This is a genomic window from Halomonas cerina, from assembly GCF_014192215.1.
In the GTDB taxonomy this organism is placed as follows: Bacteria; Pseudomonadota; Gammaproteobacteria; order Pseudomonadales; family Halomonadaceae; genus Halomonas; species Halomonas cerina.
On the sequence record NZ_JACHXP010000006.1, the window covers coordinates 42056 to 64852 of the forward strand.

Below are 22797 nucleotides of genomic sequence, written 5' to 3' on the forward strand. Positions count from 1 at the left end.
AGCCGCGGTCGCCGATGGCGAACCATCGGTGCCTACTTCAATTAGAGGGTAGGCTACCCGTCAGCGGTTCTAGTGCCACGATCCTCTGGCGCAGTTCCTTTTTGTGTCGTTCGATTGTCTCGATCCAGGCACGGCACTCCAACTGGATCGTCTCTTCCCCAGCAGAAGCTGTCCCTGCGTTGGCGAAGGCCTTGATCCAGGCCTGTCGCGTACAGAGATCCTGAAAGTCGCCCAGCAGGGTCTGGCGCTGCTTCAGCCCCGCCAGGAATGCCTTGTTGCGCACAGGGTCCAGCTCGGCCAGGTAGCGGATGCGTTTCACGGTCTTGCGCAGCGTGTGGAGCGTCTCGTCGGGCGCCATGGAGGTGAGCGCCCTCAGGTCGTGATCGTGCTGCGAGATGCGTTGGGCCAGCACCGCCTCGATCTCATCCGACGAGAGCGCGCGTAATGCCTTACGAAAGCGCTTGGTCGCGAGAAAGTCTTGCCACTTCTTCATATCGCGGGCGTAGGCCGGCTGCGCCAGTTCCTGGCACAGGACCGAATGCTGCTCCCGTGCCTGGGCGCTCAGCCAGTCGCACACGGCGCTCAGGGTCGTGTCCGATAGCGATGGCGGTGTGTGATCCAGGTGGTCCAGGAACACATCCAGGTCGCGTAGGTCACTGGTGGCCTGTGCGCGGCGCTTCAGTCGCTTCAAGGCCTTCTTGAGGCCGGGAGTGTCGCTGGTGGCCCGCACGGACTCGCCGATCGCCCGGCTACGGCGCAAGTTCACGCGATACTGGTGCAGGAACTCCGGGTCGACGCCGGCGATCACCCCGGGCTCCAGGGCCCTGACCAGATGGTATTGATGGGTCAGTAACCCCAGGGCCCGCTTGGCCAGGCTGGCCTTTTTGAGGTCGGGCGCCTTGGGGGCCCGGCGCTTGAAGAAGGCATGGCTCGCCTCGGTGGGAACCAGGCGGGTCACCAGCTCGGCCTGGTGCCGGCCCCGATCCTGCCAGTGGCCGTCAGGAAGCGAGAGATGCAGAAGGCCGGCGGTGGGCAGAGAGGGGGGAGCCTGCTGGCAGAGCCAGCGGGCGAGATCCCGCAGGGCCGGATTGTGGCCGATCAACAGGACACTGCCGGTCTCGGCGGGGTGGGTCATCAGCCACTCAAGCAATGCCGTCCTGTCGAAGGTATAGAGCGCCTCCCGGGTGTGAGCCCGCTTGGCCAGGGAGTACGCCGCCAGATTTTCATCGAGGCCCAGCAGGGTCTGGCGCGTGCGGGTCGCGGGGCTGACATGAATCTCTCCTGCCAGGGCGCCCAGCCGCTGCAGCGGCCGGGCCATGGCGGCCACTTGCCGTCTGCCACGCTTGCTCAACGGACGATGACGATCGGCCATGTCACCACCGTCGTGCTTCGCCTTGGCATGGCGCATCAAGTAGAGGTCCAGCATGGGGCGGCTCCGGATCGGGACCTGTCCTGCGCAGACTAGTACAGCCCGATGGTGTTCTCGTCAACGCCACTCCCGGGCACCGCCTCCGGCTCGATGTCAGCAGGCGGCCCTCTCGTGAACGGTGGTGGGCCGGTTCACTGATCTTGCTGCTACCTCACCCAGCTCGAACATCCGCCACAGCATCGCCTGTTGGATGGGTGCCAGGGCGAGACAGCCCCTCTCCATCTGCTTCTCATCATCCAGCCGGCATGCCCCGGCCCGAGCCAACAGCCGCTCTTCGCACGACTCGTCATCCGTTACCAGGGGCTCAGGGCTTTTGGCCGAGGGCTGTCATGAAAAGCTGAAGGTAGTTGGAATAATAGTTCCATTTATACCAAAGTATAGAATAATTTTTTTGATAAATCATAAAATGGAATCTATATTCCAATGACGGTTCAGGCAGGAGGCTCGTCGCCACATCCTGCCAGCCGACGCCTCCCACCCCGCCTGGGAGGCCGAACAAACACAACAAGCCCGCTAAGGAGTCTGCCCAATGAAACGCGTACTGTTCGGTGCCGCCATCTTTGCCACCTGCACGTCCTCTGCCATGGCCGCCACCCTTGGCGTATCCGTGGCCTGGTTCGACGACAACTTCCTGACCTCCATGCGCAACGCCATGCAGGCCGAGGCGGAGGCGCAGGGCCACAATATCCAGTTTTTGGACGCCCAGGGTGATATCGGCCGCCAGCTGAGCCAGACGCAATCCCTGGCCGCCCAGGACGTCGACGCCATCATCATCAACCCCGTCGACACCGCCGCTACCGGCAAGATGACCGAGGTTGCTGTGCAGAACGGTATCCCGCTGGTCTATGTGAACCGCCAGCCGGAAGGCAAGGACCTCGAAAACGACAACGTGGTGTTCGTCGGCTCCGACCAGAAGCTCTCGGGCACCCTGCAGATGGAGGCGCTGGCTGAACGCATGGGTGGCGAAGGCAACGTCGCCATCATGCTCGGCGAGCTCTCTTCAGGCGCCACTCATCAGCGCACCGAAGGGGTGAAGGAAGTCATCGCGGAATACCCCGGTATCGAGATCATCGCGGAGCAGCCGGCCGACTATCTGCGTACCGAGGCCATCAACCTGATGAACAACTGGATCGTCGGGGGGCAGCAGATCGATGCCATCGCCGCCAACAACGACGAGATGGCCCTGGGTGCTTTGATCGCCATGCAGCAGTCGGGCATTTCTCCGGACGAGATACTGGTCGGTGGTATCGACGCCACTCGCGATGCCCTCGAGGCCATGCAGCGTGGTGAGCTCGCCGTCACCGTCTTTCAGGATGCCCAAGGGCAGGGCGGCGGTGCCGTCAAGTCCGCTCTCGGCCTGATCAATGGTGAAGAGGTGGAGAAGCGCACCATGGTGCCCTTCAAGCTGGTGACCCCCGAGAATCTCGACAACTTCCTCAACTGATGCCGCCTGGCCTGCCCGATGTGTCGGGCAGGTCGCGTCGCGAGCCATTGGAGCGTGCGTTATGGCAACGATGACCGCAGAAAAGCCCGCCACCGAGGCTGCCACTCAGTACTTGCTGGAAGTGGTCGATGCCCGCAAGACCTTCCCGGGCGTGGTGGCATTGGACAATGTTCAGCTCAAGATACGGCCGGGTACCGTGCATGCCCTGATGGGCGAGAACGGTGCCGGCAAGTCCACCCTGATGAAGATCATCGCCGGTATCTACATTCCCGATCAGGGCGAGGTCCGCCTGAATGGCAAGCCGCTGCAGTTGCACGGCCCGTTGGATGCCCTGGAAGCCGGCATCGCCATGATCCATCAGGAACTCAACCTGATGCCCTACATGAGCATCGCCGAGAACATCTGGATCCGCCGTGAGCCGCTCAATGCCTTCGGCATGGTAAACCACGACAAGATGAACCAGATGACCGAGGCGTTGTTCGAGCGTCTGGGCATCGACATGGACCCGGAAATGGAGGTTCGCCATCTTACCGTGGCCGGCCGCCAGATGATCGAGATCGCCAAGGCCGTGTCCTACGAGTCCGATGTTCTGATCATGGACGAGCCCACCTCATCACTGGCCGACCGTGAGGTGGAACACCTTTTCCGGATCATTAACGACCTACGGACCCAGGGTAAGGGAATCATCTACATCACCCACAAGATGGACGAAGTGTTCGAGATCGCCGACGACATCTCCGTGTTCCGTGACGGCCAGTTCATTCACTCCACTGCGGCCAGCAACATGACATCCGACGAGATCATCAAGCTGATGGTCGGCCGCGAGGTTACCCAAATGTTCCCCAAGGAAGAGGTGCCGATCGGGGAGGTGGTGCTATCGGTGGACAACCTCTGCCTGGAAAGTGTCTTCGAGGACATCAGCTTCGAGGTGCGTGCCGGTGAGATCCTCGGTCTCGCCGGCCTGGTGGGGTCGGGACGTACCAATGTCGCCGAGACCCTGTTCGGTGTGACGCCGCCCACGTCGGGTCGGATCGTCATCGATGGAAAGGAAGAAATCATCAGCTCACCGCATCAGGCGATGCTGCGTGGTCTTGCACTGCTGACCGAAGATCGCAAGGAAACCGGCCTGTTTCTCGGCCTCTCGGTCGTCGAGAACATGGAAATGGCCGTCCTGCGGGATGGTTATACACGGGCCACCTTCGTCGAGCAGGATCGACTTGATCAAGAGTGCGATTCGATGAAGGAGCGGTTAAGGGTCAAGACACCCTCCATGGAAGAGCGCATCGGCAATCTTTCCGGCGGCAACCAACAGAAGGTGCTGATCGGCCGTTGGTTGATGACCAAGCCGCGCATCTTGATCCTCGACGAACCCACCCGCGGGATCGATGTGGGCGCCAAGGCCGAGATCCATAAGCTGATCACTGAACTCGTCAAACAAGGCGTAGCCGTGATCATGATTTCCTCCGAATTGCCGGAAGTCCTCGGTATGAGCGATCGCATCATGGTCATGCACGAAGGGAGGGTCACCGGCTTCCTCGACCGCAGCGAAGCTAACCAGGTCAACATCATGCAACTCGCATCGTCACCGGTGGAACCGCCGGTCGTCGAAGGCTGATCTTTCCCCCAGCCACGGGCACCAATGAGGTAGAAGACAATGAGCAAGACAATGGAAACTACCGACCACCTGGAGGTGGTCCGGAAACGCCGCAAGAAACTGCCCACCGAGGTGAGCATCTTCCTCGTCCTAGTGGGCATCGCGATCCTCTTCGAGATTCTCGGCTGGATCGTGCGCGGCGATTCCTTCCTGATGAACCCCCAGCGCCTGCTGATCATGATCCTGCAGATGTCGATCATTGGCATCATCGCCATCGGCGTCACGCAGATCATCATCACCGGCGGCATCGATCTCTCGTCGGGCTCGGTACTGGCCTTGACGGCCATGGTCACGGCCAGCCTGGCCCAGCAGTCCGACTACGTGCGGGCCGTCTACCCGGCACTGACCGATATGCCGTGGATCATTCCACTTATCGCCGGTGTTCTGGTCGGCGCCCTGTGCGGGCTGATCAACGGTGCTCTTATTTCCTTCGCGATGATTCCGCCGTTCATCGCCACTCTGGGCATGATGGTCAGTGCCCGCGGTGTGGCTCGCGCCTACACCGACGGCCAACCCGTCAGCATGCTGACCGATCAGTTTACCTGGATCGGCTCCGGCGCCAACCCGGTGATCATCTTCCTGGCCGTGGCCGTGATCTTCCATATCGCCCTGAAGTACACCCGCTACGGCAAGTACACCTATGCGATCGGCGCCAACCCCCAGGCGGCTCGTGTGTCGGGCATCAACGTACGCCGTCACCTGGTACTGGTCTACACCATCGGTGGCCTGTTGGCCGGCCTGGCCGGTGTGGTTGCCTCGGCCCGTGCCGGCACCGGTCAGGCGGGCATGGGGTTGATGTATGAGCTCGATGCCATCGCGGCAGCCGTCATCGGCGGCACCAGCCTGGCCGGTGGGGTTGGCCGTATTGCCGGCACCGTGATCGGGGCGCTGATCCTTGGCGTGATGCTCAGCGGTTTCACCTTCCTCGGTGTCGACGCCTACTACCAGGACATCGTCAAGGGCGCGATCATCGTCGCTGCCGTGGTGGTCGATCAATACCGCCAGCGCAAGCGCAACAAGGCGGCCTGACCCCTCCTCCACCTGGCTCCTCCAGAGCCAGGTGGACCTTTTTTTCCATCATGCTTACCGACCGGAAGAGGCATCGATCGCCCTTTTCCACGTACTGTCACGCATCAAGAAAGGAGATTGTCCAGAGAAAAATTCACTGCCACGAACCATATAACAAGTCCAAACAACCTACTTAATCATAGGGATATCAAGTGAAAAATCCGTTACATATTACCGCAGGCCTTTTGGCCCTTTTTTCAGCCTCTTCCGCATATGCTGAGATTGTCTACGAGGGTGAGCCGGGGAAGTTGATGTTCGGTGGTGATGTCGAACTGGACATCAACTCCTACAATACCCAGTCGGGCCCGATCTTTACCGAAGACAACATCGAGACGAACGACGAATACAACCAGAGCGGGCGTATCCTTCTGGATGTGAGTGGTGAACGCACTCACAGGGGCAACTTCGCACGCTTCAAGGTACAGCCGCTCATGCAGACGGATGGCACCTTCGGACTGGATGATTCCTGGTTCGCCTTCGGCAACGACACTGGCCTTGAGGCCAAGGTTGGCCGCTTCGAGGCCTTCGACCTCTTCCCACTAGGGCAGGATGTGTTCGTGGAGTACAACGGCGACACCTCCGACAGCCTGTACAGTGACGGTCAGGGATATATCTATCAGGCCAAGGAGGGCCGTGGCCGGTCGGGTGACGCCGGTCAGGTCCTGGTCAGCAAGGCAAGTGGAGATCTTTATGCCGAAGTCTCCACGCTGTTCGGCGATCGCACCGATCTCTTCCAGGGCGGTACCTATCACGGCTTTACCATCCAGGAAGACAGCAAGAACGCCTTCATTATTCGTCCGGTACTGGCATGGACGCCGGGGTCCTGGACATTGGCGGCGGGTGCCGAGACCAACCTGGTCGACGATGCCATCGTCGATGAAAGGGGACAGGATATCAGTGAGCGAGACGGTTACGGGACGCGCCTTTCCTATTCCGAGGGCGCCTGGTCACTCAATGCCAACCTTGCCTACATGGACGCTCATGATGAAGAGAACCTGACGCTGGGCCTGAACATGCTCTGGCACAACTTCGGCCTGGGCTACATCCATGCCCGCAACGAGATCCAGAATGTCAAGGTCGGCAGTAGCGTCGAGTTCGCCTCCGGTGACTATGACGTCGATACCCTCTACACCTCCTACCGCTTTCCGGAGGTGCTGGGCATCGAGGGCTTCGATATCTATCTCGGTGCCTACTACAGCCAGATTGACCACGAGGAAATCAGCAACCTGGATGAGGCCGACCGCTATGGGGGACGCCTGAGATTCAAGTATTTATTCTGATCCCGAGTGATTGCGATAGCGCCTTTCTTGCCCCGCCTCGGCGGGGCCTGTTGCGTTCAAGGGGGCTCTTAACGAGGGGCCAGGTCCTTCCTATTGGCCGAGCGCGCGGTAGCAACCATGCTGGCGTCGCTGGAGACGAGCGATGCCGATGCCCCCTGGGCTCGCCGGATCAGGTAGTGGATGGGCCAGGCGTTACACATGATCTGCCGGTAGGCCCCAATGGAAACGGGCTGGCCAATGGCCAGCCCGTCTCAAGCCAGATGTCGGCTCTCTTAAGCTGTCTGCGGCTCACGGCGGTTCTTCATCCACAGTGTGGCGGCGATGAAGTAGATCCCCGTCAGCGGCACGACCAGCCACTGGTAGGTCTCGAGATAGTCGATGGCGCCGCCGCTCTCCCCGCTCCAGGCCCAGAAGCTCGCCAGCAGGATCACCACCAGGCAACCCAAGGCCAGGAAGTACCAGGGATCGCGGCGGTTGACCGGGGAGTGGGGCGGGGCGGTGACACCGGCCAGCTCGGGCGGTTCCACCGGACCGTAGGCCGCTGCGTGGTAGTCGATACCGGACTCGGTTTCGACCCCCATGACGCGACACAGCAGCGGATAGACGAGGAAGGCCGTCAGCCACACCGGGATGAACACCGTGAACAGGTGGACCTGGGGCAGGCCGATCATGAGGATACCCACCCCCACCCCGGTGATCCAGGTCAGGATGGCGGGGCGGTTGTCCTCGAGGCCCTTGTGCTCACGCCACAGCGGACGGATGCCGAGCCGAGGCAGCACGAAGTGTTCGGCGGCGATGATGGCGCCGATGGGCGCCATGGCCATGATCAGGTAGGACATGACGTCCAGGAGCGAGGTAAAGGCGAAGGGGAAGCAGGCGATCACGGTGGTGGCGGCGCCCACCGTCAGGCTGACATTGAAGGGCTTGTGGCGATGGAACACCGATTGGAAGGCGAGACCCGCCCGATAGAGGCTCGGGATCGAGGTGGTCCAGCCGGCGACCACCACGGCCACCAGGCCCATGGTGCCGAGGATGCGATAGGCGATGGCGCCCGGGTCGAGACCGATCAGCTGTTCCTTGAGCAGGAGTGCCGCGGTCGCCCCCATGATGCCGGCGCAGACCCAGGCCATGAAGTGGCCGATGTACATGCCGGCCGCGGAGAAGTAGCCATAGGAAGACTTGCGCGCGAAACGCAGGATGCTCATGTCGCTCATGCCCAGGTGCATCGGCAGATTGACGCCCCAGGCCCAGGCGGCGATGACCCAGATGCTGATCCCCGCTTCGCCGTCCGGCGTCTGCCCGGTCCAGACCAACCCGTCAAGCACCGCGCCAAGGCCGCTCAGTCCCTGCTGGTCGCCCAGGTGGGTGACGATCGGCACGGATAGTATGCCGCTGACCAGGAACATGGTCGCCATCCAGGGCGCGCAGACCGTGGAAAAATTGGCGATCAGCTTGAAGCCCTTCAGGGTCAGGAAGACGGTGAAGGCCCCCACGGCAAGCGCCAGCAGCACGAAACTGACGCTGGTCGGGTAGAGACCGGTCTGGGGCGGAATATCGGTCATGGCCCGAAATGCCGAGGCCGACACCGTGATCATGGCGCCGGCCACCACGGCGTAGAAGATGCCGTTGACGATGTTGTAGATGTAGGAGACCTTCTTGCCCGCGAGACGGGCCAGATACCAGTAGACGGTCATGCGCGAGCGTGTCGCCACCGGGCTGCAGACCCAGGCCCAGGACAACACCGCCATGAGATTACCGAGAATCAGGCCCCAGATCAGGTCGCTGGTCGAGACGCCCAGCGATACCAGGGCGGCACCGATGACGAACTCGGTGCCCGCCACGTGCTCCCCGGAATAGGCTCCAAGAAAGTATTTGCCGCTCAACTGCTTGCTGGGCGGAATGCGTTGGTACTCGAGCTCATCGCTCTGGGCAACGTCATCCCCGGCCGGGGACGTCGTCGCGCTGGTCGCTTGTGTGCTCATGACGCTCATCCGTTGCTCTTGAAAGGGTTTTGGGACCGGCTGTCGGGGCAGCGCCCCTCCGGTCTCGGCTGGTGTGAATCTCTGATCATGTATTGGAATATATATTCCATTAATGTTTTATTCAAACCAATCGTTCTATACTTTGGTATGAAACGTAAGTGTGTTCCTTCGCCGTCTTCCTCAGCGAACCACTCGGGGAGCGGGCTTGGCGCGTGGCGTTGTGCCTAGGGCAGGAGAGGAGGGGAGATCAGGGGGAAGCGTTGTCTCGAGCCAGGCGCCTGAACCGCTCGTTCGACGGTGCAACGCTTAGTTGCGTCGCAGGTAAGCCTCTATGTTGTCGGGGGTCACCAGTTCGAAGGGAATCCATACGGCGTTGTCGACCTCCTCGCCGTCGATCAGGCGGTGCAGGGTGTCGATGGCGCCCTCGCCCTGGGCGGGGCCGGCCATCAGGGCGGCGGTGAGGGGGATCAGGCTGAGCTTGTTCATGGTTGGCTCCGTCGTTGTTGTTGATATCGCGCGGGCGTGCGCCTCAGCGGCTGATGGTCTGCTGCAGGGCGTCGATGGAGGTCTGGATGCCGGCCTCGGTGGACATGGTGAAGTCTTCCATCTCCAGGCTGACCCAGTCGTTGTAGCCCTGCATGCGCACCACCGAGAAGAACTCCTTCCACCACTGCAGGTCATGACCGGCGCCCACAGCGACATAGTTCCAGGCGCGGTTGGCCACGTCGGTGACCTCGCGCAGCTCGAGCAGGCCGTTGACATCGGCGAGGCCGCGCTCGATGCGGGTGTCCTTGCCGTGGCAATGGTGGATCGCCTCGCCCAGCGCCCGGGCCCCGGCGATCGGGCAGGCGCCCTTCCAGAACAGGTGCGACGGGTCGAGGTTCATGCCGACCTTGGGCCCCACCGCGTCGCGCAGGCGGAACAGGGTCTCGGGGTTCCACACCAGCATGGCGGAGAAGTTTTCCAGCGCGAATGTCTCGACGCCCACTTCCTCGGCGAGCCGGACCAGCTTGTGCCAATAGGGGAAGGCGCAGTCTTCCCACTGGTAGCGGTCGTGCTCGGGCATCTCCTCGGGCCAGCTCTTGGTGTACACGAGCCAGTTGGGCACGCTGTCGCCCGGCGCTGCGGCCGGCAGGCCGGACATGGCGACGATCTTCTTGACGCCGATTTCCCCGGCCAGGCGGAGGGTCTGGTCGATCTCCTGGCGGTGGCGCTCGCCGAGCGCGCCGGGATCGAGCGGGTTGCCGGAGCAGTTGAGCGCGGCGATCTCGAGGCCGCGGGCCTCGATCTCCTTGAGCCGGGAGGTGAGCAGACTCTTGTCGGCCAGCAGTTCGTCGGCGCGGAAGTGGGGCGCCGGCGACCAGCCGCCGCCGGTCATCTCGATGCCCTCGACGCCGAGCTCCACGCATTTGTCGAGCATCTCCGTGAAGGAGAGATCGCCCATGACATCGGTACAGATGGACAACTTCATCGTGGTGGTCTCCAGGTTGAGTCAGTGTATGAATCGGTAAATGGCTTATTGGTAGTCGACCCAGGTTGCGCCGGCGTCGGCCGAGCGCACGCAGTTCTCGAGCCAGCGAACGCCCTCGGTGCCGGCCGCAATGCCCGGGTAATGGTGGGTCTTCAGGAAGGCCTCGTCGCCGCGCCGCTTGGCGTCGATGGCCTGGGCGATCCACAGGTAGATGTTGGCCCAGCTATCGCCGAGGCCCTCGGTGTGCAGCGCGCCCATGCGATCGATCGCCAGGCTTTCCTCTTCGAGGTAGGGCATGCCGTGGTGCAGGGTACGGGGCGGCTCGCCCTGCACCTCGTACATCAACTGATCGGGATGGGCATCCGACCACTCGACGGAGGCCTTGGAGCCGACGAAACGGTAGCGCTGGGACCCCATGTGGCCGGTATTCACCGACGACACCCAGAGACGCCCGCGGGCCCCATTGTCGTAGTGGGTGAGCACGGTCGCGTGGTCCTCGAGCGGCTCACGGGTCGGAATGAAGGCCTTGCGGTCGCACAGCAGCTTGTCGATCCTCAGGTGCGGCAGTACCACCTCGGAGAGGTAGTGGAGGTGGGTGCCGATATCGCCCAGTACGAAGGTGGGGCCGGCGGTTTCGGGGTTGGTACGCCATTTCACGGCCTCGCCGGCGTTCACATCGTCGCCCGAGTTGAAGCCATGGGTATATTGCATGTCGACGATGCGAATCTCGCCCAGCATGCCCTTCTCGACCATGGCGGCCATCTGGCGAACCAGCGGGTGACCGCTGAAGCCATAGGTGACGCCCACGATCAGGCCCTTGTCCTCGGCGATTTTTGCTACCTCTTCACACTCGGCGACGCTGAAGAACAGCGGCTTCTCGCAGATCACGTGCAGTCCCGCTTCCAGGCACGCCTTGGTGATCTCGAAGTGGGTGAAGTTGGGCGTGGCGATCGACACCACCTCGACGCCGTCGTCGCGCTCGGCCTCGCCGGCGATGAGCTCCTGATAGGTTGCGTAGCAGCGATCCTCGGCGATACCGAGGTTAGTGCCGAAATCGCGGCCGCGCTCGGCGTCGAGGTCGAAGGCGCCCGCTACCAGGCGATAGGCCGTGTTGTCGCGCAGGGCACCGGTGCGATGCTTGTAGCCCACCTGACCGGTGCGGCCGCCGCCCACCATGCCCCAGCGCAGGGGACGTGCGATTTGCTTTTCACCGTTGAGCATGTCGGATTTCCTTTATTGGCTGTTGTGAGTCGCGGGGTTTACAACCGGTTGCAAACATGATGCAAAGAAGGTCGCGAGTCGCGCGATCTGTGGCGCTTCTCTGCGTCGAGAAGGCCCTTCCGGCGTTTATGCAACCGGTTGCAATCGGGTTGGTAAAAAAGCGCATGAGGCCATGCGCTGCGTCATTCACCGGGTGCCATCGAGGGATAAACACCGCATTGCACCCGGTTGCAAATAAGATAGAATGGGGGCAGAAAACCTGTCAAGGAGCCACCATGCGCAAAAGGTCTAAGACGTCCAACGGCCAGCGCGTCACCGCCAGTGATGTGGCCGAGCGAGCGGGCGTTTCCAAGTGGACCGTCTCCCGTGCCTTCACCGAGGGCGCCTCGGTGTCCCCCCAGGCGCGGGAGCGGGTGCTCGCGGCCGCCGCGGAACTCGGCTATCGCCCCAACCTGCTGGCCCGTGGCCTGACCAAGCACCGCACCCAAATCGTCGGCCTGGTGGTCGACGAGATGGACAATCCCAACCTTCTCTCGCTGATCAACACCACCACCTCGCAGCTGCAGCGCCAGGGGTACCTGGCCATGCTGCTCAACATCAGCTCCGAGCACGATCATGGCGCGGCCATTTCGCTGGCCGACCAGTTCCAGGTGGATGGCCTGATCTTCCTGGGTACCGTCTTGACCGACGAACTGGTGCACCTGGCGCAGCAGATCCGCCACATCCCGCTCGTGGTGCTCTATCGCAACAGCGACAATCCCAATATCCAGGTCGTCTCCACCGACGGTTATCGGGCGGGCCGAGAGATCGCGGGCCTGCTCCTCGAGCAGGAGTATCGCCGCATCGGGTACATGACCGGCCCGGTCAGCGGATCCACCCGACTCAGTCGACTGGATGGCTTTCGGGATGGCCTCGCCGAGCAGGGCCTGGCCGTCGACGAGGTACTGGAGGCGGGGCATTACCGACGCGAGTGCGGGTTCCGTGCCCTGGAGCACTATCTGGCCACCACGGCGCCGGCCGAGCGGCTCGAGGCGCTGTTCTGCGAGAACGACATCCTGGCCATCGGTGCTCTGGATGCCCTCAAGGCGCGAGGCGAGTCGGGCAGCATGGGGATCGTCGGCTTCGACGACATCAAGCAGGCGGCGTCACCCGCCTACGCCCTGACGACCTACCGCCAGCCGCTGGAGTCGCTGGTCAATGAGGCGATTCGGCGCATCCGCTTCGACGAGGCGCAGCCCCGACGTCACCTGCTACCGGGCGAATTGATCCAACGCGACTCCCATCGCCGGACAAACTAGATCGCCCCGGGTAGGCAGGCGCTCCCTGGAGGCACGGGCGGTGGGCTACAGGGTAAACGCCGGGCCTGGGGCCTCCGGCTCAGGTCCTTCCAGCCTGGATACGACGGATCTCAGGGTGGTGCTGAGTTCGCGCGAGAGGAAATCGGCGAACTTGGCATTGCGCAGCGTGCGATCGAGGGTCGCGGCCGGCAGGAAGCGCGTCATCTCGTTGTGGAAGGCTTCACCGGCGATGATCCCGGGCAACCGCTCGATCATGTCGTGGGTCTTCCCAACGTAGTCCTGCACGTTGTAGTCATGGATCTTGTGTTTCACCAGCTCCAGGTCGGGAGTTGCTCCCTGTTGCTTGAGCCACTGCAGATCCCAGATGTCCCGGTGGCGAACATAGCGTTGTGTGTTCACCAGAGAGATGAGTTTGTCGGCCAGGATCTCGTCGAGGCTCTCGGTGATCACGAGAAGGTCGCTGTACCCATCCGGCAAGAAGGGGTAATGCACTTGCACGCTGTGCGCCTCGCGCGAATACGCCGGGATATTGGCGATCTCCAGCTTGATTCGCTGCTTGGGCAGGTCGGGCCGAGCGGGGGATGTCACGACGGCTACCTGCCACTTATCGACGCGGATCTCCGCATAGGTCGGGTCGCGACGAAGTTCACTGGGTGGCTTGACGGTGACATCGAGCCGATATCGACGACTCACATAGTCTTCGATGCATTCCTTGAGGTGCGCGACATCCTGGCGCTTGAAATCCCGGTCGCCGACGAAGTCCAGATCCTCGCTGAATCGCGGTGCACCATGACACAGCCGGAGCGATGTCCCTCCCTGGAACGTCAACGTGTCGAGCAGGCCTTCTCTGTCCAGGGCGAACAGGATGTCGAAGTGGAGCAGCTCCTTCTCGATGACCGGCCGCATGGCCTGTCGTCCGGGATCGGCCATGGCTTGGGCAACCAGCCGCTCGAAGTCTGCGGGTTCAATCACGCTTCAGCACCTGGGTATCGACGAGATGGGTATTCCGCCCCACACGCTTGAGATCGGCCCAGGCGGCCTGGGGGGTCGCCAGACGTAGGGGCCGGCCGACATCGCGCATGCGCTCCATCAGCTCGCTGACCGGGCGGCTGGTGTGGGTGAACTCGATCGTGCCGTAGGGTGTGCGGTAGGTTCCCTTGCGCCCGGTGGTCATGATCGTCAGGCGATCCACGGGAATCTGGGAGATGGCACCGTACTCGGACAAGGCCGACTCGAGGCTGACATAGCTGAATTCTCCGCGACGCATGGCCCTGGCGATCCGTTCCAGTCGATACGGATCGCTCGTTGTGGCGAGGGGGTAGAGGTAGATTCCCCGGGCGACGCCTTGCAACAGGCCATGTCGCCGGAGACGGTTGATCCCCTCCTGAAGCGTCTTGCGGCTGTCCTCAGGAAAGACCTTGGCCATATCGCGGAGGGTGAAAATATACCGTCCTTCGCGGCGGTCCCACTCATCCAGCCGCCGTCGAGCCGTCATTTGATCCATAGGTGCACACCAAAACTATTTATAAATAGTCTAAGTGTCTACTTGCTGGCTTGCAAGGTGCTCCGCCATCATCGGACGAGAGATTGACATCCTCCTCTCCCTCAACGTTTCAGGACGTTGCCGCCTGCGGCGGGAAGGAAGAGGATTTCTACGGCGCTCAACGGCAGACATGGTCTGCCGTTGAGTCGCTTCGGTGGGTTCCTGCTGCTGGCGGCCTTGCTGCACCGCTCACTTCAGCATACAGCTCTTTTTCGCAATCCCCCTGTAGCTTCTTGTCAACAGGGCTGTGCATGAGACAGTCAGGATTTTGTAAAACCCGTGTAGGCATCTTGTGGCGTTGATGAGGTTTGAGCTGACCCTCGGCACCCATGAAAGCTTCCACTACTGTTAGCAGTCAACTTTATGATACTTTGGTCATAGCAAGATAACTTCTTCATGAACAGTCAGTTATCGATTTCCATACGCCAAGTCTGCGACCAAAGGCTAAGGCCTAGATTCAGACCGTGCACGCGTCAGACGGGACAGGAAGTGAGTGCGTGTCGGGGACCCTTTCCCACGTCCTTCCGAAACATCATCCTTGGAATCAGCCCCGTCAGGCGCTGCGCGCCATGCCTGGCACTCCCATAAAAAAATGCCGGAGCCTTAGGGGCTCCGGCGTTCACTGTCGCGTGATCTGCGTTGTGCGAGATCAGTGCGTCGGCATGGTGAAGTGATTGGTCTCCTCACGAATGCCGCTCGGCCAGCGCTGGGAGATGGTCTTCATGCGGGTATAGAAGCGCACGCCGTCGGGGCCGTGCATGTGCAGCGGGCCGAACAGCGAGCGCTTCCAGCCGCCGAAGCTGTGGAAGGCCATCGGTACCGGGATCGGCACGTTGACCCCGACCATGCCCACCTGGATCTGCTCGCAGTACTGGCGGGCGGCGTCGCCGTCGCGGGTGAAGATGGCGGTGCCGTTGCCATACTCGTGGTCGTTGACCATCCTGACGGCCTCGTCGAAGCTCGCGGCGCGGGCGATGGCCAGCACCGGGCCGAAGATCTCCTCGCGGTGGATGCACATGCCCGGTGTAACGTGGTCGAACAGCGACCCACCCAGGAAGAAGCCGTCGCCGGCGCCCTCGATCACGGCCTCGCGGCCGTCGACCACCAGCTCGGCGCCCTCGTCGACACCGGCCTGGACGTAGCCCTTGACCTTCTCCAGGTGCTCACGGGTGACCAGCGGGCCCATGTCGTGGTCCGGTCCGTCGACGATGCCCGGACCGATGCTCAGCTTGTCGAGCTCTTCGACGAGCTTGTCGCGCAGGCGGTTCGCGGTCTCCTCACCCACCGGCACGGCCACGGAGATCGCCATGCAGCGCTCGCCGGCGCTGCCGTAGGCGGCGCCCATCAGCGCGCCGACGGCCTGGTCGAGGTCGGCATCGGGCATGATCACCATATGGTTCTTGGCCCCGCCCAGGGCCTGGACGCGCTTGCCGTGCGCCGAACCGGTGGCGTAGATGTACTCGGCGATGGGGGTGGAGCCGACGAAGCTGACTGCCTGAACGCGCTCGTCGGTGAGCAGCACGTCCACCGCTTCCTTGTCGCCATTGACCACGTTGAACACGCCGTCGGGCAGGCCGGCTTCCTTGAGCAGTTCGGCCAGGCGCATCGGCGTGGAGGGATCCTTCTCGGACGGCTTCATGATGAAGGTATTGCCGCAGGCCAGGGCGATGGGGAACATCCACATCGGCACCATGGCCGGGAAGTTGAACGGCGAGATGCCGGCGCACACCCCCAGCGGCTGCATCAGGGTGTAGCTATCGACGCCGGTGCCGACGTTCGAGGAGTGCTCGCCTTTCTGCAGGTGAGGAACACCGCAGGCGAACTCGGCGACCTCCAGACCGCGGGTCACTTCCCCTTTCGCGTCGGAGAACACCTTGCCATGCTCGCGGGAGATCAGCCGCGCCAGCTCGTCGGCGTGGGCCTCGAGCAGCTCTTTGAACTTGAACAGGATGCGGGCACGCTTCAGCGGCGTGACCTTCGACCAGGAAGCGAAGGCCTCATCGGCCACGCGCACCGCCTCGCGGGTCTCGTCGGCGGAAGACAGTGCCACCTGAAGGCTCTCTTCTCCGGTGGCCGGGTTGTAGACCGGGGCGGTGCGTCCGCTCTGGCTGGCCACGGGCTGGCCGTGGATGTAGTTGCCCAGAATGCTCATGTCAGATTACCTCTTGGTTGTCGGGGCTCTCGATGGTCTGTTAGGGGGTGACGCTCAGGCCGGCCTCGGCACAGAAGCGCTTGAGGTTGTCGCAGCCCAGCCGGGCATAGGTCAGCGGATGCGCCACGGCGGGGTCCTGTTCGGCCTCGACGACTATCCAGCCTGCATAACCGCTCTCATTGAGCCCCTTGAAGAGCGTGACGTAGTCGATGAAGCCATCGCCCGGCACGGTGAACATGCCGTTGAGCACACCGTCCAGGAAGCTCAGGTCACGGTTGCGGGCGTCCTGCAGCACTTCCTGGCGGATGTCCTTGCAATGCACATGCACGATGCGTTTGGCGTAGCGCTTCTGGGCGGCGACGGGGTCGCCACCCGCACCCACTAGGTGGCCGGAATCGAGCAGCAGGCCGACGGAAGGCCGAGTCTCGGCCATCAATCGCGCGATCTCTTCCTCGGTCTCGATCACCGTGCCCAGGTGGTGGTGGTAGGCGATCTGCACGCCCTGCTCGAGGCAGTAGTCGGCCACCTGGTTGAGGCGCGGGATCAAGGTCTGCCACTCTTCCTCGCTCATGGTCGGCGAGTGGGAGAGCGGCACATCGCGCTGACCGTGCACGCAATGGGTGACCTCGCAGAACACCATCGCCTTGGCACCCAGCGACTTGAGCAGGTGCAGGTGCGGCTTGATCGCCTCGATTTCCTCCTCGGCGCTGCGGGTCAAAAGCTCGCTGCTGTACCAGCCGGAGACCAGCGACAGGTCGTGCTTGTCGAGGATCGGACCCAGCACCTCGGGATCGCGGGGGAACTTGTGGCCCAGCTCGAAGCCGGAAAAGCCGGCCTCTCGGCCCTCGGAGAGACAGGTTTCCAGCGGGGTATCACCGCCCAGCGACGGCATGTCGTCGTTGGTCCAGGTGAGGGGGTTGATGCCCAGTCTAACGCTCATGACGTACTCCTGAGTGCAAGTCTTGTGGTCGTGGATTCGTGATGGTGAATGGCGTTACATGTTCTGCCACTGGCGTGCCTTGTAGGCCTCGTAGCGGCTTCGGGCCTCATTGACCTCGGCGCGCGCAGAGACCTCGGGCACCGCCACGTCCCACCAGGCGCCACCGTCCTGGGTATCGGCCAGCGGGTCGGTGTCGATGGCGATCACGTAGCTCACATCGGAGGCCTTGGCGCGCTCCAGGGCCGCTTCCAGCTCGCGAATATTGCCCACCTTCTCGGCCTTGGCGCCGAGCGCGGCGGCATGAGCGGCGAAATCGGTCTTGGGGGCGCCGCCTTCCACGGTCAGGCAGTCGTCGAGCAGGTTGTTGAAGCCCGGGCCACCGCAGAACTGCTGCAGGCGGTGGATACAGCCATAGCCGCGGTTGTCGAGCACCACGGCGACGATCTTGTGGCCCAGCATCACCGAGGTGGCGATCTCGGAGTTGAGCATCAGGTAGGAGCCGTCGCCGACCATCACGAAGACTTCGGAGTCGGGCAGCGCCATCTTGGCGCCCAGGCCGCCGGCCAGCTCGTAGCCCATGCAGGAGTAGCCGTACTCCATGTGGTAGCCACGATGGAAACGGGTGCGCCACAGCTTCTGCAACTCGCCGGGCAGGCCGCCGGCGGCGCACACCACGATGTCGCGTTCGCCGGCGGCGCGGTTGACGGCGCCCACGACCTCGGCATCGCAGGGCAGGTCGGTACCGCGATCGGCGGTGACCCGATCGACGGTCTGGTTCCAGTCGGCACGCAGCTCGGCCACCTGCTCGACCCAGCCGCCTGAGGGCTGCCAGTCGCCGAGGCCCGCGGCCAGTTCCGGTAGCGTCAGCCGGGCGTCGCCGACCAGCGCCTGGCCCTTGTGCTTGACCGCGTCGAAGGAGGCCACATTCACGCATAGCAGCTTGGCCTCGGGGTTGATCATCGCCCGAGAGCCCGAGGCGAAATCGCCCAGCCGGGTGCCCACGGCGATGATCAGGTCGGCCTCGGCGGCCAGGGCGTTGGCGGAGGCCGCGCCGGTGACCCCCATGGTGCCCAGGTTCTGGGCGTGATCCCACGGCAGCCCCCCCTTGCCGGCCTGGGTCTCGCCCACCGGCAGGTGGTAGGTGGAGACGAAATCGTCGAGCTCGGCCAGGGCGCCGGAGTAATGCACCCCGCCTCCGGCGATCACCAGCGGCTGCTTCGCCTGGCGGATCAGGGCGATGGCGTCTTCCAGTTCTCGCCGGTCGGCGGCCTGGCGACGCAGGCGGTGGACCTTCTCGGCGAAGAAGTGCTCGGGATAGTCGAAGGCGAAGGTCTGCACGTCCTGGGGCAATGCCAGGGTGACCGGACCGCACTCCACCGGGTCGGTGAGCACGCGCACCGCCTGCGGCAGCGAGGTCAGCAACTGCTCGGGTCGGGTGATGCGATCGAAGAAGCGGCTGACCGGCTTGAAGCAGTCGTTGGAGGTCAGGGTATGGTCGTGGTAGTTCTCGACCTGCTGCAGCACCGGGTCCGGCAGGCGGGTGGCGAAGGTATCCCCCGGCAGCAACAGCACCGGCAGGCGGTTGACATGGGCCACGGCAGCGGCGGTGACCATGTTGGTGGAGCCGGGACCGGCCGAGGCGGTACAGGCCATGACCTGCTGACGGTTGAGCGTCTTGGTATAGGCGATGGCGGCATGCGCCATGCCCTGCTCGTTGTGCGCGCGGTAGGTGGGCAGCGCGTCGCGTGCCTGGTAGAGCGCCTCGCCGAGCCCGGCGACATTGCCGTGGCCGAAGATCGCCCAGACCCCGGGAAACAGCGGCTTGATCTCGCCGTCGATGTCGACCTTCTGGGCCATCATGTAGCGGACGACGGCCTGGGCCATGGTGAGTCGGATGGTGTTCATGACACAGATTCCTCGGTGGTGGGCTGGGCTGCGCGCAGCCGCTGCCATTCCTCGATCAGTTCGGCGTAGTTAGCCGCGACCTTGTCGACCAGCTGGGCATCATCGATGTCGCCGGCGAGCCATTCGCGGCTGGGGCCGGCGAACAGGGTGCGCCCCACGGTGAAGCCCTTGCACTGGCCATTGCGGGCGGCGGCGCCGAAGCCGCGTTTCATGTCATCCATGGGGGCGTCCAGGCCCAGCAGTACCACGCCGCGGCAATGCGGATCCTGCTTCTCGATCGCGCGGCTCACCTCGTCCCAGGCGGCATCCGGCATCGTCGGCAGCTTCCACCAGTCGGGGCGGATGCCCAGGTTGTAGAGCCGTTGCACGGCGCGCGCCAGGGTGTGGTCATCGACGTCCTGGTGATTGGGCGGAATCACCTCGATCAGTAGCTCCAGGCCGTTGGCGCAGGCTGCCTGGTAGAGCTGGCGCAGGTGAGCCTCCTGGTCGGCGCGCAGCGCGGCCGGGTCGTCCGGGTGATAGAACACCAGGCACTTGATGATGTGCTCGCGCGGCCACTGACGCAGGTGGCTGCCCAGGTCGTCGCCGTGCTGGAAGCGCAGTGGCCGGGAGCTCGGTAGCTCCACCGGGCGACCGATCCACCAGCCCTTGCCGGTGGCGTCGTTCAGCGCATCCTGGCCGAAGACGTCGTCGACCAGGATCGCCGGCTTGGTGAGCCCGGTGCGGCGCGCACCTTCCTCGGCGGCCTGGACCAGCAGCTGCTTGAGGGCCGGGATGCGCGCCGGGTTGGCCTTGACGTCGCGGGCCATGTCGGTGAGCTGGCGGCGATGATCGAAGGCCAGGCCGCAGACCCGGGGCCATTCCCTGGGGGTGCGGGTGGTCACCCGGTGCAGGTGGTTGAGGCGCACATCTTGGTCGGGACGCGGCAAGGTAGCGCGACGGCCCAGGTAGTCGAACAGCTCCTCCTCGGTGGGCATGGCCGGGGCGCAGCCGTGGCGCGAGACCACCAGGGCGCCACAGGCATTGGCGTAGCTCGCACTGGTCTCCCAGTCTTCGTCACGTAACCATCCCCTGAGAAGACCGCTCATGAAGGCGTCGCCGGCACCCAGCACGTTGAGCACTTCGACCTTGACGCCTTCCACCAGGATGCCGTCCTCGAGGCGCGCGGGGATCTCGCCCTCGAAGACCACGCAGCCCAAGGCGCCCAGCTTGCACACCAGGGTGGCGTCGCTGACCTCACGCACTGCACGTAGCGATGCCAGGGTGTCGGTGCTGCCGCCGGCAATATGGAACTCTTCTTCGGTGCCGACGACCAGGTCGAAGTCGGCAAGCCAGGCCTTCAGGTCGTCGGTCACCTTGTCGTCGGCGATGAAGCGGGTCTCGCCGTCGCCGGGGGTGGTCAGGCCCCACAGCACCGGGCGGTAGTCGATGTCCAGCACGCGCTTGACGCCATGCTCGACGGCGGCGTCGAGCGCCTTGCGACAGGCGCGGGCGGTGGTGTCGGTGGACAGGTGGGTGCCGGTGATGGCCAGCGCCTTGGCGCGGGCGATGAAGGTCGGGTCAATGCTCTCGGCGTCGATGGCCATGTCGGCGCAGTCGCGGCGATAGAACAGCAGCGGGAAGCTGTCGCGATCCTTTAGCGCCAGCAGCACCAGGCCGGTATGACGCTCGGGATCGGTCTGCAGGGCGCTGGTATCGACGCCGGCGCGCTCGAGTTCCTCGCGCACGAAGTTGCCCATCTGCTCGTTGCCGACCCGTGACAGCATGGCCGATTTCAGGCCTAGGCGGGCGGTGCCGTAGGCCATGTTGCCGGAGCTGCCACCCAGGTACTTGGCGAAGCTCGCGACGTCTTCCAGGCGACTGCCGATCTGCTCCGCGTAGAGGTCGACGGCGACGCGGCCGAGACAGATCAAATCCAGGGGCTTGGCATTGTTCATAGAGTCAAATCCTGCGTGAGGCCGAAACGCGAGCGCCTTGGTTCCTGCGGGTCGGTCGATGGGCTCTGTCGGCCATGGGTCCGTGGTACGTCTGCTGTCATTCCAATACTAGAAGATATGGAATATAAATTCCAATAATACGATAGTTGGAATAACGGTTCCTGGTTCATCAGCATCCTTGGCGAAGGCATGACAACTCCCACCACGTCCTAGCTTTGGGGCTCCTGCGCGGCAGGAGGCGTGCCGAGAGCCACTACGGCATCCCCAGGGCACGACGCCATTCCTAGAAGCAGCGGAATGTACGTTCCATGGTGGCGATGACACGGCCACTTGGCCGATCGCAGGCGGGGCAGGCGGCCCCACCATGAAAAATGCCCTGGCGCCGGCATCAAAGGCGGCCTCCAGGGCAAGTCTTCAGTAGGTGGAGATCATGATGGTGCCTCAGCCATAGAAGGCCGGTCGCTCGGGCATCTCGATCGCCTCGATCTGCCCGCTCTCCTGGGCCTTGACGCAGGCGTCGCTGGCGATGGCGGCGGCATAGCCGTCCCAGGACGAAGGTCCGCAGATCTCGCCTGCGGCTGCACCGTCGATGAAGGCCTGCAGTTCGACGTCGAAGGCCTCGCCGAAGCGCTTCTTCCAGTCCTGGAGGATCTCGTTATAACGCTGGCCGGCCTGGCGGAAGATCAGGCTCTGCGGCTCGGGCAGGCGAGCGATGCCGTCCTCGCCGACCACGTCGCACTGGATGTCGTAGCCGTACTGGCAGTTGACGAACACCTCGACGTCGATGCGCACGCCCTGGGTGGTCTCCAGCAGAATCATCTGCGGGTCTTCCACCTTGCTATGGGCGTGACGCGTCTTGCGCGGGAAGATCACCTGGGCGCTGGCGTAGTCGTCGTCGAGCAGCCAGCGGAAGGTATCCAGTTCATGGATCAGGGTATCGTGGATGGCCATCGGCGTGACATAGCGCTCCGGCACCTCGGGGTTGCGGTGGGCCGCGTGGACCATCAGCGGCTCGCCCAGGCGGTTGGTATCGATGGCCTCCTTCATCAGCTTGTAACCGCTGTCGAAGCGGCGCATGAAGCCGACCTGGACCAGGCGTCTGCCGGCCTCGATCTCGGCATCGATGATGTGGCGGCAGCCTTCGGCGGTGGTGGCCAGCGGCTTCTCGCAGAACACGGACTTGCCGGCGGCGATGGCGGCCAGCACGTACTCTTCATGGGTCGGTCCCCAGGAGGTGACCAGCACGGCATCCACATTATCGGCCTTGATCAGCTCCAGGCCGCTTTCATAGACCTTGGCGTCGAGCTTCAGCCGGTCGACGACGGTACTGGCTTGCTCGACATTGACGTCGCTAACCGCGACGATCTCGCCGCCGGTAAGTTGCTGGGTGATGCGCCGAGAATGCTCCTCGCCGATCATGCCGGTACCGATAACACCAATTCTGACGGTCATGTTGTGCTCTCCGGGTTATTT

At 63.4% G+C, this 22797-nt stretch carries 17 protein-coding genes; 5 read left to right on the forward strand and 12 right to left on the reverse strand.

From position 1 onward, the window contains the following. Nucleotides 1–37: 37 nt before the first annotated feature. Nucleotides 38–1426, reverse strand: a complete 1389-nt coding sequence (locus tag FHR94_RS07500) for a CHAD domain-containing protein (RefSeq protein WP_183325020.1) — start codon at nucleotides 1424–1426, stop codon at nucleotides 38–40. Between the two features lie 532 nt (nucleotides 1427–1958). On the opposite strand from FHR94_RS07500, the gene FHR94_RS07505 reads away from it, so the two are divergent. The 4 genes from FHR94_RS07505 to FHR94_RS07520 all read left to right on the forward strand — a co-directional run bounded on the left by FHR94_RS07505 (nucleotide 1959) and on the right by FHR94_RS07520 (nucleotide 6875). Beyond that, complete coding sequence (locus FHR94_RS07505) at nucleotides 1959–2873, forward strand: sugar ABC transporter substrate-binding protein (RefSeq protein WP_183325021.1); 915 nt, start codon at nucleotides 1959–1961, stop codon at nucleotides 2871–2873. Between the two features lie 61 nt (nucleotides 2874–2934). After that, complete coding sequence (locus FHR94_RS07510; RefSeq protein ID WP_183325022.1) at nucleotides 2935–4488, forward strand: sugar ABC transporter ATP-binding protein; 1554 nt, start codon at nucleotides 2935–2937, stop codon at nucleotides 4486–4488. 39 nt (nucleotides 4489–4527) lie between these two features. Then, a complete protein-coding gene (locus FHR94_RS07515; RefSeq protein WP_343064645.1) occupies nucleotides 4528–5556 on the forward strand; it encodes an ABC transporter permease in 1029 nt (342 codons plus the stop codon). A gap of 191 nt (nucleotides 5557–5747) precedes the next feature. Then, nucleotides 5748–6875 (forward strand): carbohydrate porin, encoded by a 1128-nt coding sequence (locus FHR94_RS07520; protein WP_484494476.1) that lies wholly within the window; start codon nucleotides 5748–5750, stop codon nucleotides 6873–6875. A gap of 272 nt (nucleotides 6876–7147) precedes the next feature. Here FHR94_RS07520 and FHR94_RS07525 read toward each other — a convergent pair whose 3' ends face one another. The 4 genes from FHR94_RS07525 to FHR94_RS07540 form a co-directional block, all read right to left on the reverse strand. Further along, entirely contained in the window at nucleotides 7148–8857 is a 1710-nt protein-coding gene (locus FHR94_RS07525) for a purine-cytosine permease family protein (protein WP_183325024.1), read from the reverse strand. Nucleotides 8858–9163: 306 nt separating this feature from the next. Next, nucleotides 9164–9343, reverse strand: coding sequence for a hypothetical protein (locus tag FHR94_RS07530; protein WP_183325025.1), 180 nt, complete (start codon nucleotides 9341–9343; stop codon nucleotides 9164–9166). Between the two features lie 43 nt (nucleotides 9344–9386). Further along, on the reverse strand, nucleotides 9387–10328 hold the full coding sequence (locus tag FHR94_RS07535) for a sugar phosphate isomerase/epimerase family protein (RefSeq protein WP_183325026.1): 942 nt from the start codon (nucleotides 10326–10328) through the stop codon (nucleotides 9387–9389). A 45-nt stretch (nucleotides 10329–10373) separates the two neighbouring features. Then, complete coding sequence (locus tag FHR94_RS07540; protein WP_183325027.1) at nucleotides 10374–11549, reverse strand: Gfo/Idh/MocA family protein; 1176 nt, start codon at nucleotides 11547–11549, stop codon at nucleotides 10374–10376. A 275-nt stretch (nucleotides 11550–11824) separates the two neighbouring features. Between FHR94_RS07540 and FHR94_RS07545 the strand changes: the two genes are divergently transcribed. Beyond that, nucleotides 11825–12847 carry a LacI family DNA-binding transcriptional regulator gene (locus tag FHR94_RS07545; protein WP_183325028.1) on the forward strand — a complete coding sequence of 341 codons (1023 nt, stop codon included), beginning with the start codon at nucleotides 11825–11827 and terminating at the stop codon, nucleotides 12845–12847. Nucleotides 12848–12892: 45 nt separating this feature from the next. Here FHR94_RS07545 and FHR94_RS07550 read toward each other — a convergent pair whose 3' ends face one another. The 7 genes from FHR94_RS07550 to iolG form a co-directional block, all read right to left on the reverse strand. Continuing rightward, nucleotides 12893–13819 (reverse strand): nucleotidyl transferase AbiEii/AbiGii toxin family protein, encoded by a 927-nt coding sequence (locus tag FHR94_RS07550; protein ID WP_183325029.1) that lies wholly within the window; start codon nucleotides 13817–13819, stop codon nucleotides 12893–12895. Further along, nucleotides 13812–14351: a type IV toxin-antitoxin system AbiEi family antitoxin gene (abiEi, locus tag FHR94_RS07555; protein ID WP_183325030.1), complete on the reverse strand. Its 540-nt coding sequence runs from the start codon at nucleotides 14349–14351 to the stop codon at nucleotides 13812–13814. Before abiEi ends, FHR94_RS07550 begins: the two co-directional genes overlap by 8 nt. A 688-nt stretch (nucleotides 14352–15039) precedes the next feature. Beyond that, complete coding sequence (locus FHR94_RS07560; RefSeq protein WP_183325031.1) at nucleotides 15040–16542, reverse strand: CoA-acylating methylmalonate-semialdehyde dehydrogenase; 1503 nt, start codon at nucleotides 16540–16542, stop codon at nucleotides 15040–15042. Between the two features lie 40 nt (nucleotides 16543–16582). Beyond that, complete coding sequence (gene iolE / locus FHR94_RS07565) at nucleotides 16583–17482, reverse strand: myo-inosose-2 dehydratase (protein WP_183325032.1); 900 nt, start codon at nucleotides 17480–17482, stop codon at nucleotides 16583–16585. Between the two features lie 54 nt (nucleotides 17483–17536). Next, nucleotides 17537–19387 (reverse strand): 3D-(3,5/4)-trihydroxycyclohexane-1,2-dione acylhydrolase (decyclizing), encoded by a 1851-nt coding sequence (iolD, locus tag FHR94_RS07570; RefSeq protein ID WP_183325033.1) that lies wholly within the window; start codon nucleotides 19385–19387, stop codon nucleotides 17537–17539. Beyond that, nucleotides 19384–21324 carry a bifunctional 5-dehydro-2-deoxygluconokinase/5-dehydro-2-deoxyphosphogluconate aldolase gene (locus FHR94_RS07575; RefSeq protein ID WP_183325034.1) on the reverse strand — a complete coding sequence of 647 codons (1941 nt, stop codon included), beginning with the start codon at nucleotides 21322–21324 and terminating at the stop codon, nucleotides 19384–19386. Before FHR94_RS07575 ends, iolD begins: the two co-directional genes overlap by 4 nt. 441 nt (nucleotides 21325–21765) lie before the next feature. Beyond that, nucleotides 21766–22776, reverse strand: a complete 1011-nt coding sequence (gene iolG / locus FHR94_RS07580) for a bifunctional inositol 2-dehydrogenase/D-chiro-inositol 1-dehydrogenase (RefSeq protein ID WP_183325035.1) — start codon at nucleotides 22774–22776, stop codon at nucleotides 21766–21768. Between the last annotated feature and the right edge of the window lie 21 nt (nucleotides 22777–22797).

Excerpts from the sequence above, each read along its gene's own strand:
- FHR94_RS07515 (WP_343064645.1), top strand. The coding sequence starts at position 4,528 with ATGAGCAAGACAATGGAAACTACCGACCACCTGGAGGTGGTCCGGAAA.
- FHR94_RS07525 (WP_183325024.1), bottom strand. The coding sequence starts at position 8,857 with ATGAGCACACAAGCGACCAGCGCGACGACGTCCCCGGCCGGGGATGAC.
- FHR94_RS07500 (WP_183325020.1), bottom strand. The coding sequence starts at position 1,426 with ATGCTGGACCTCTACTTGATGCGCCATGCCAAGGCGAAGCACGACGGT.
- abiEi (WP_183325030.1), bottom strand. The coding sequence starts at position 14,351 with ATGGATCAAATGACGGCTCGACGGCGGCTGGATGAGTGGGACCGCCGC.
- FHR94_RS07575 (WP_183325034.1), bottom strand. The coding sequence starts at position 21,324 with ATGAACAATGCCAAGCCCCTGGATTTGATCTGTCTCGGCCGCGTCGCC.
- FHR94_RS07510 (WP_183325022.1), top strand. The coding sequence starts at position 2,935 with ATGGCAACGATGACCGCAGAAAAGCCCGCCACCGAGGCTGCCACTCAG.
- FHR94_RS07530 (WP_183325025.1), bottom strand. The coding sequence starts at position 9,343 with ATGAACAAGCTCAGCCTGATCCCCCTCACCGCCGCCCTGATGGCCGGC.
- FHR94_RS07560 (WP_183325031.1), bottom strand. The coding sequence starts at position 16,542 with ATGAGCATTCTGGGCAACTACATCCACGGCCAGCCCGTGGCCAGCCAG.
- iolD (WP_183325033.1), bottom strand. The coding sequence starts at position 19,387 with ATGAACACCATCCGACTCACCATGGCCCAGGCCGTCGTCCGCTACATG.
- FHR94_RS07505 (WP_183325021.1), top strand. The coding sequence starts at position 1,959 with ATGAAACGCGTACTGTTCGGTGCCGCCATCTTTGCCACCTGCACGTCC.
- iolG (WP_183325035.1), bottom strand. The coding sequence starts at position 22,776 with ATGACCGTCAGAATTGGTGTTATCGGTACCGGCATGATCGGCGAGGAG.
- FHR94_RS07535 (WP_183325026.1), bottom strand. The coding sequence starts at position 10,328 with ATGAAGTTGTCCATCTGTACCGATGTCATGGGCGATCTCTCCTTCACG.
- iolE (WP_183325032.1), bottom strand. The coding sequence starts at position 17,482 with ATGAGCGTTAGACTGGGCATCAACCCCCTCACCTGGACCAACGACGAC.
- FHR94_RS07545 (WP_183325028.1), top strand. The coding sequence starts at position 11,825 with ATGCGCAAAAGGTCTAAGACGTCCAACGGCCAGCGCGTCACCGCCAGT.
- FHR94_RS07540 (WP_183325027.1), bottom strand. The coding sequence starts at position 11,549 with ATGCTCAACGGTGAAAAGCAAATCGCACGTCCCCTGCGCTGGGGCATG.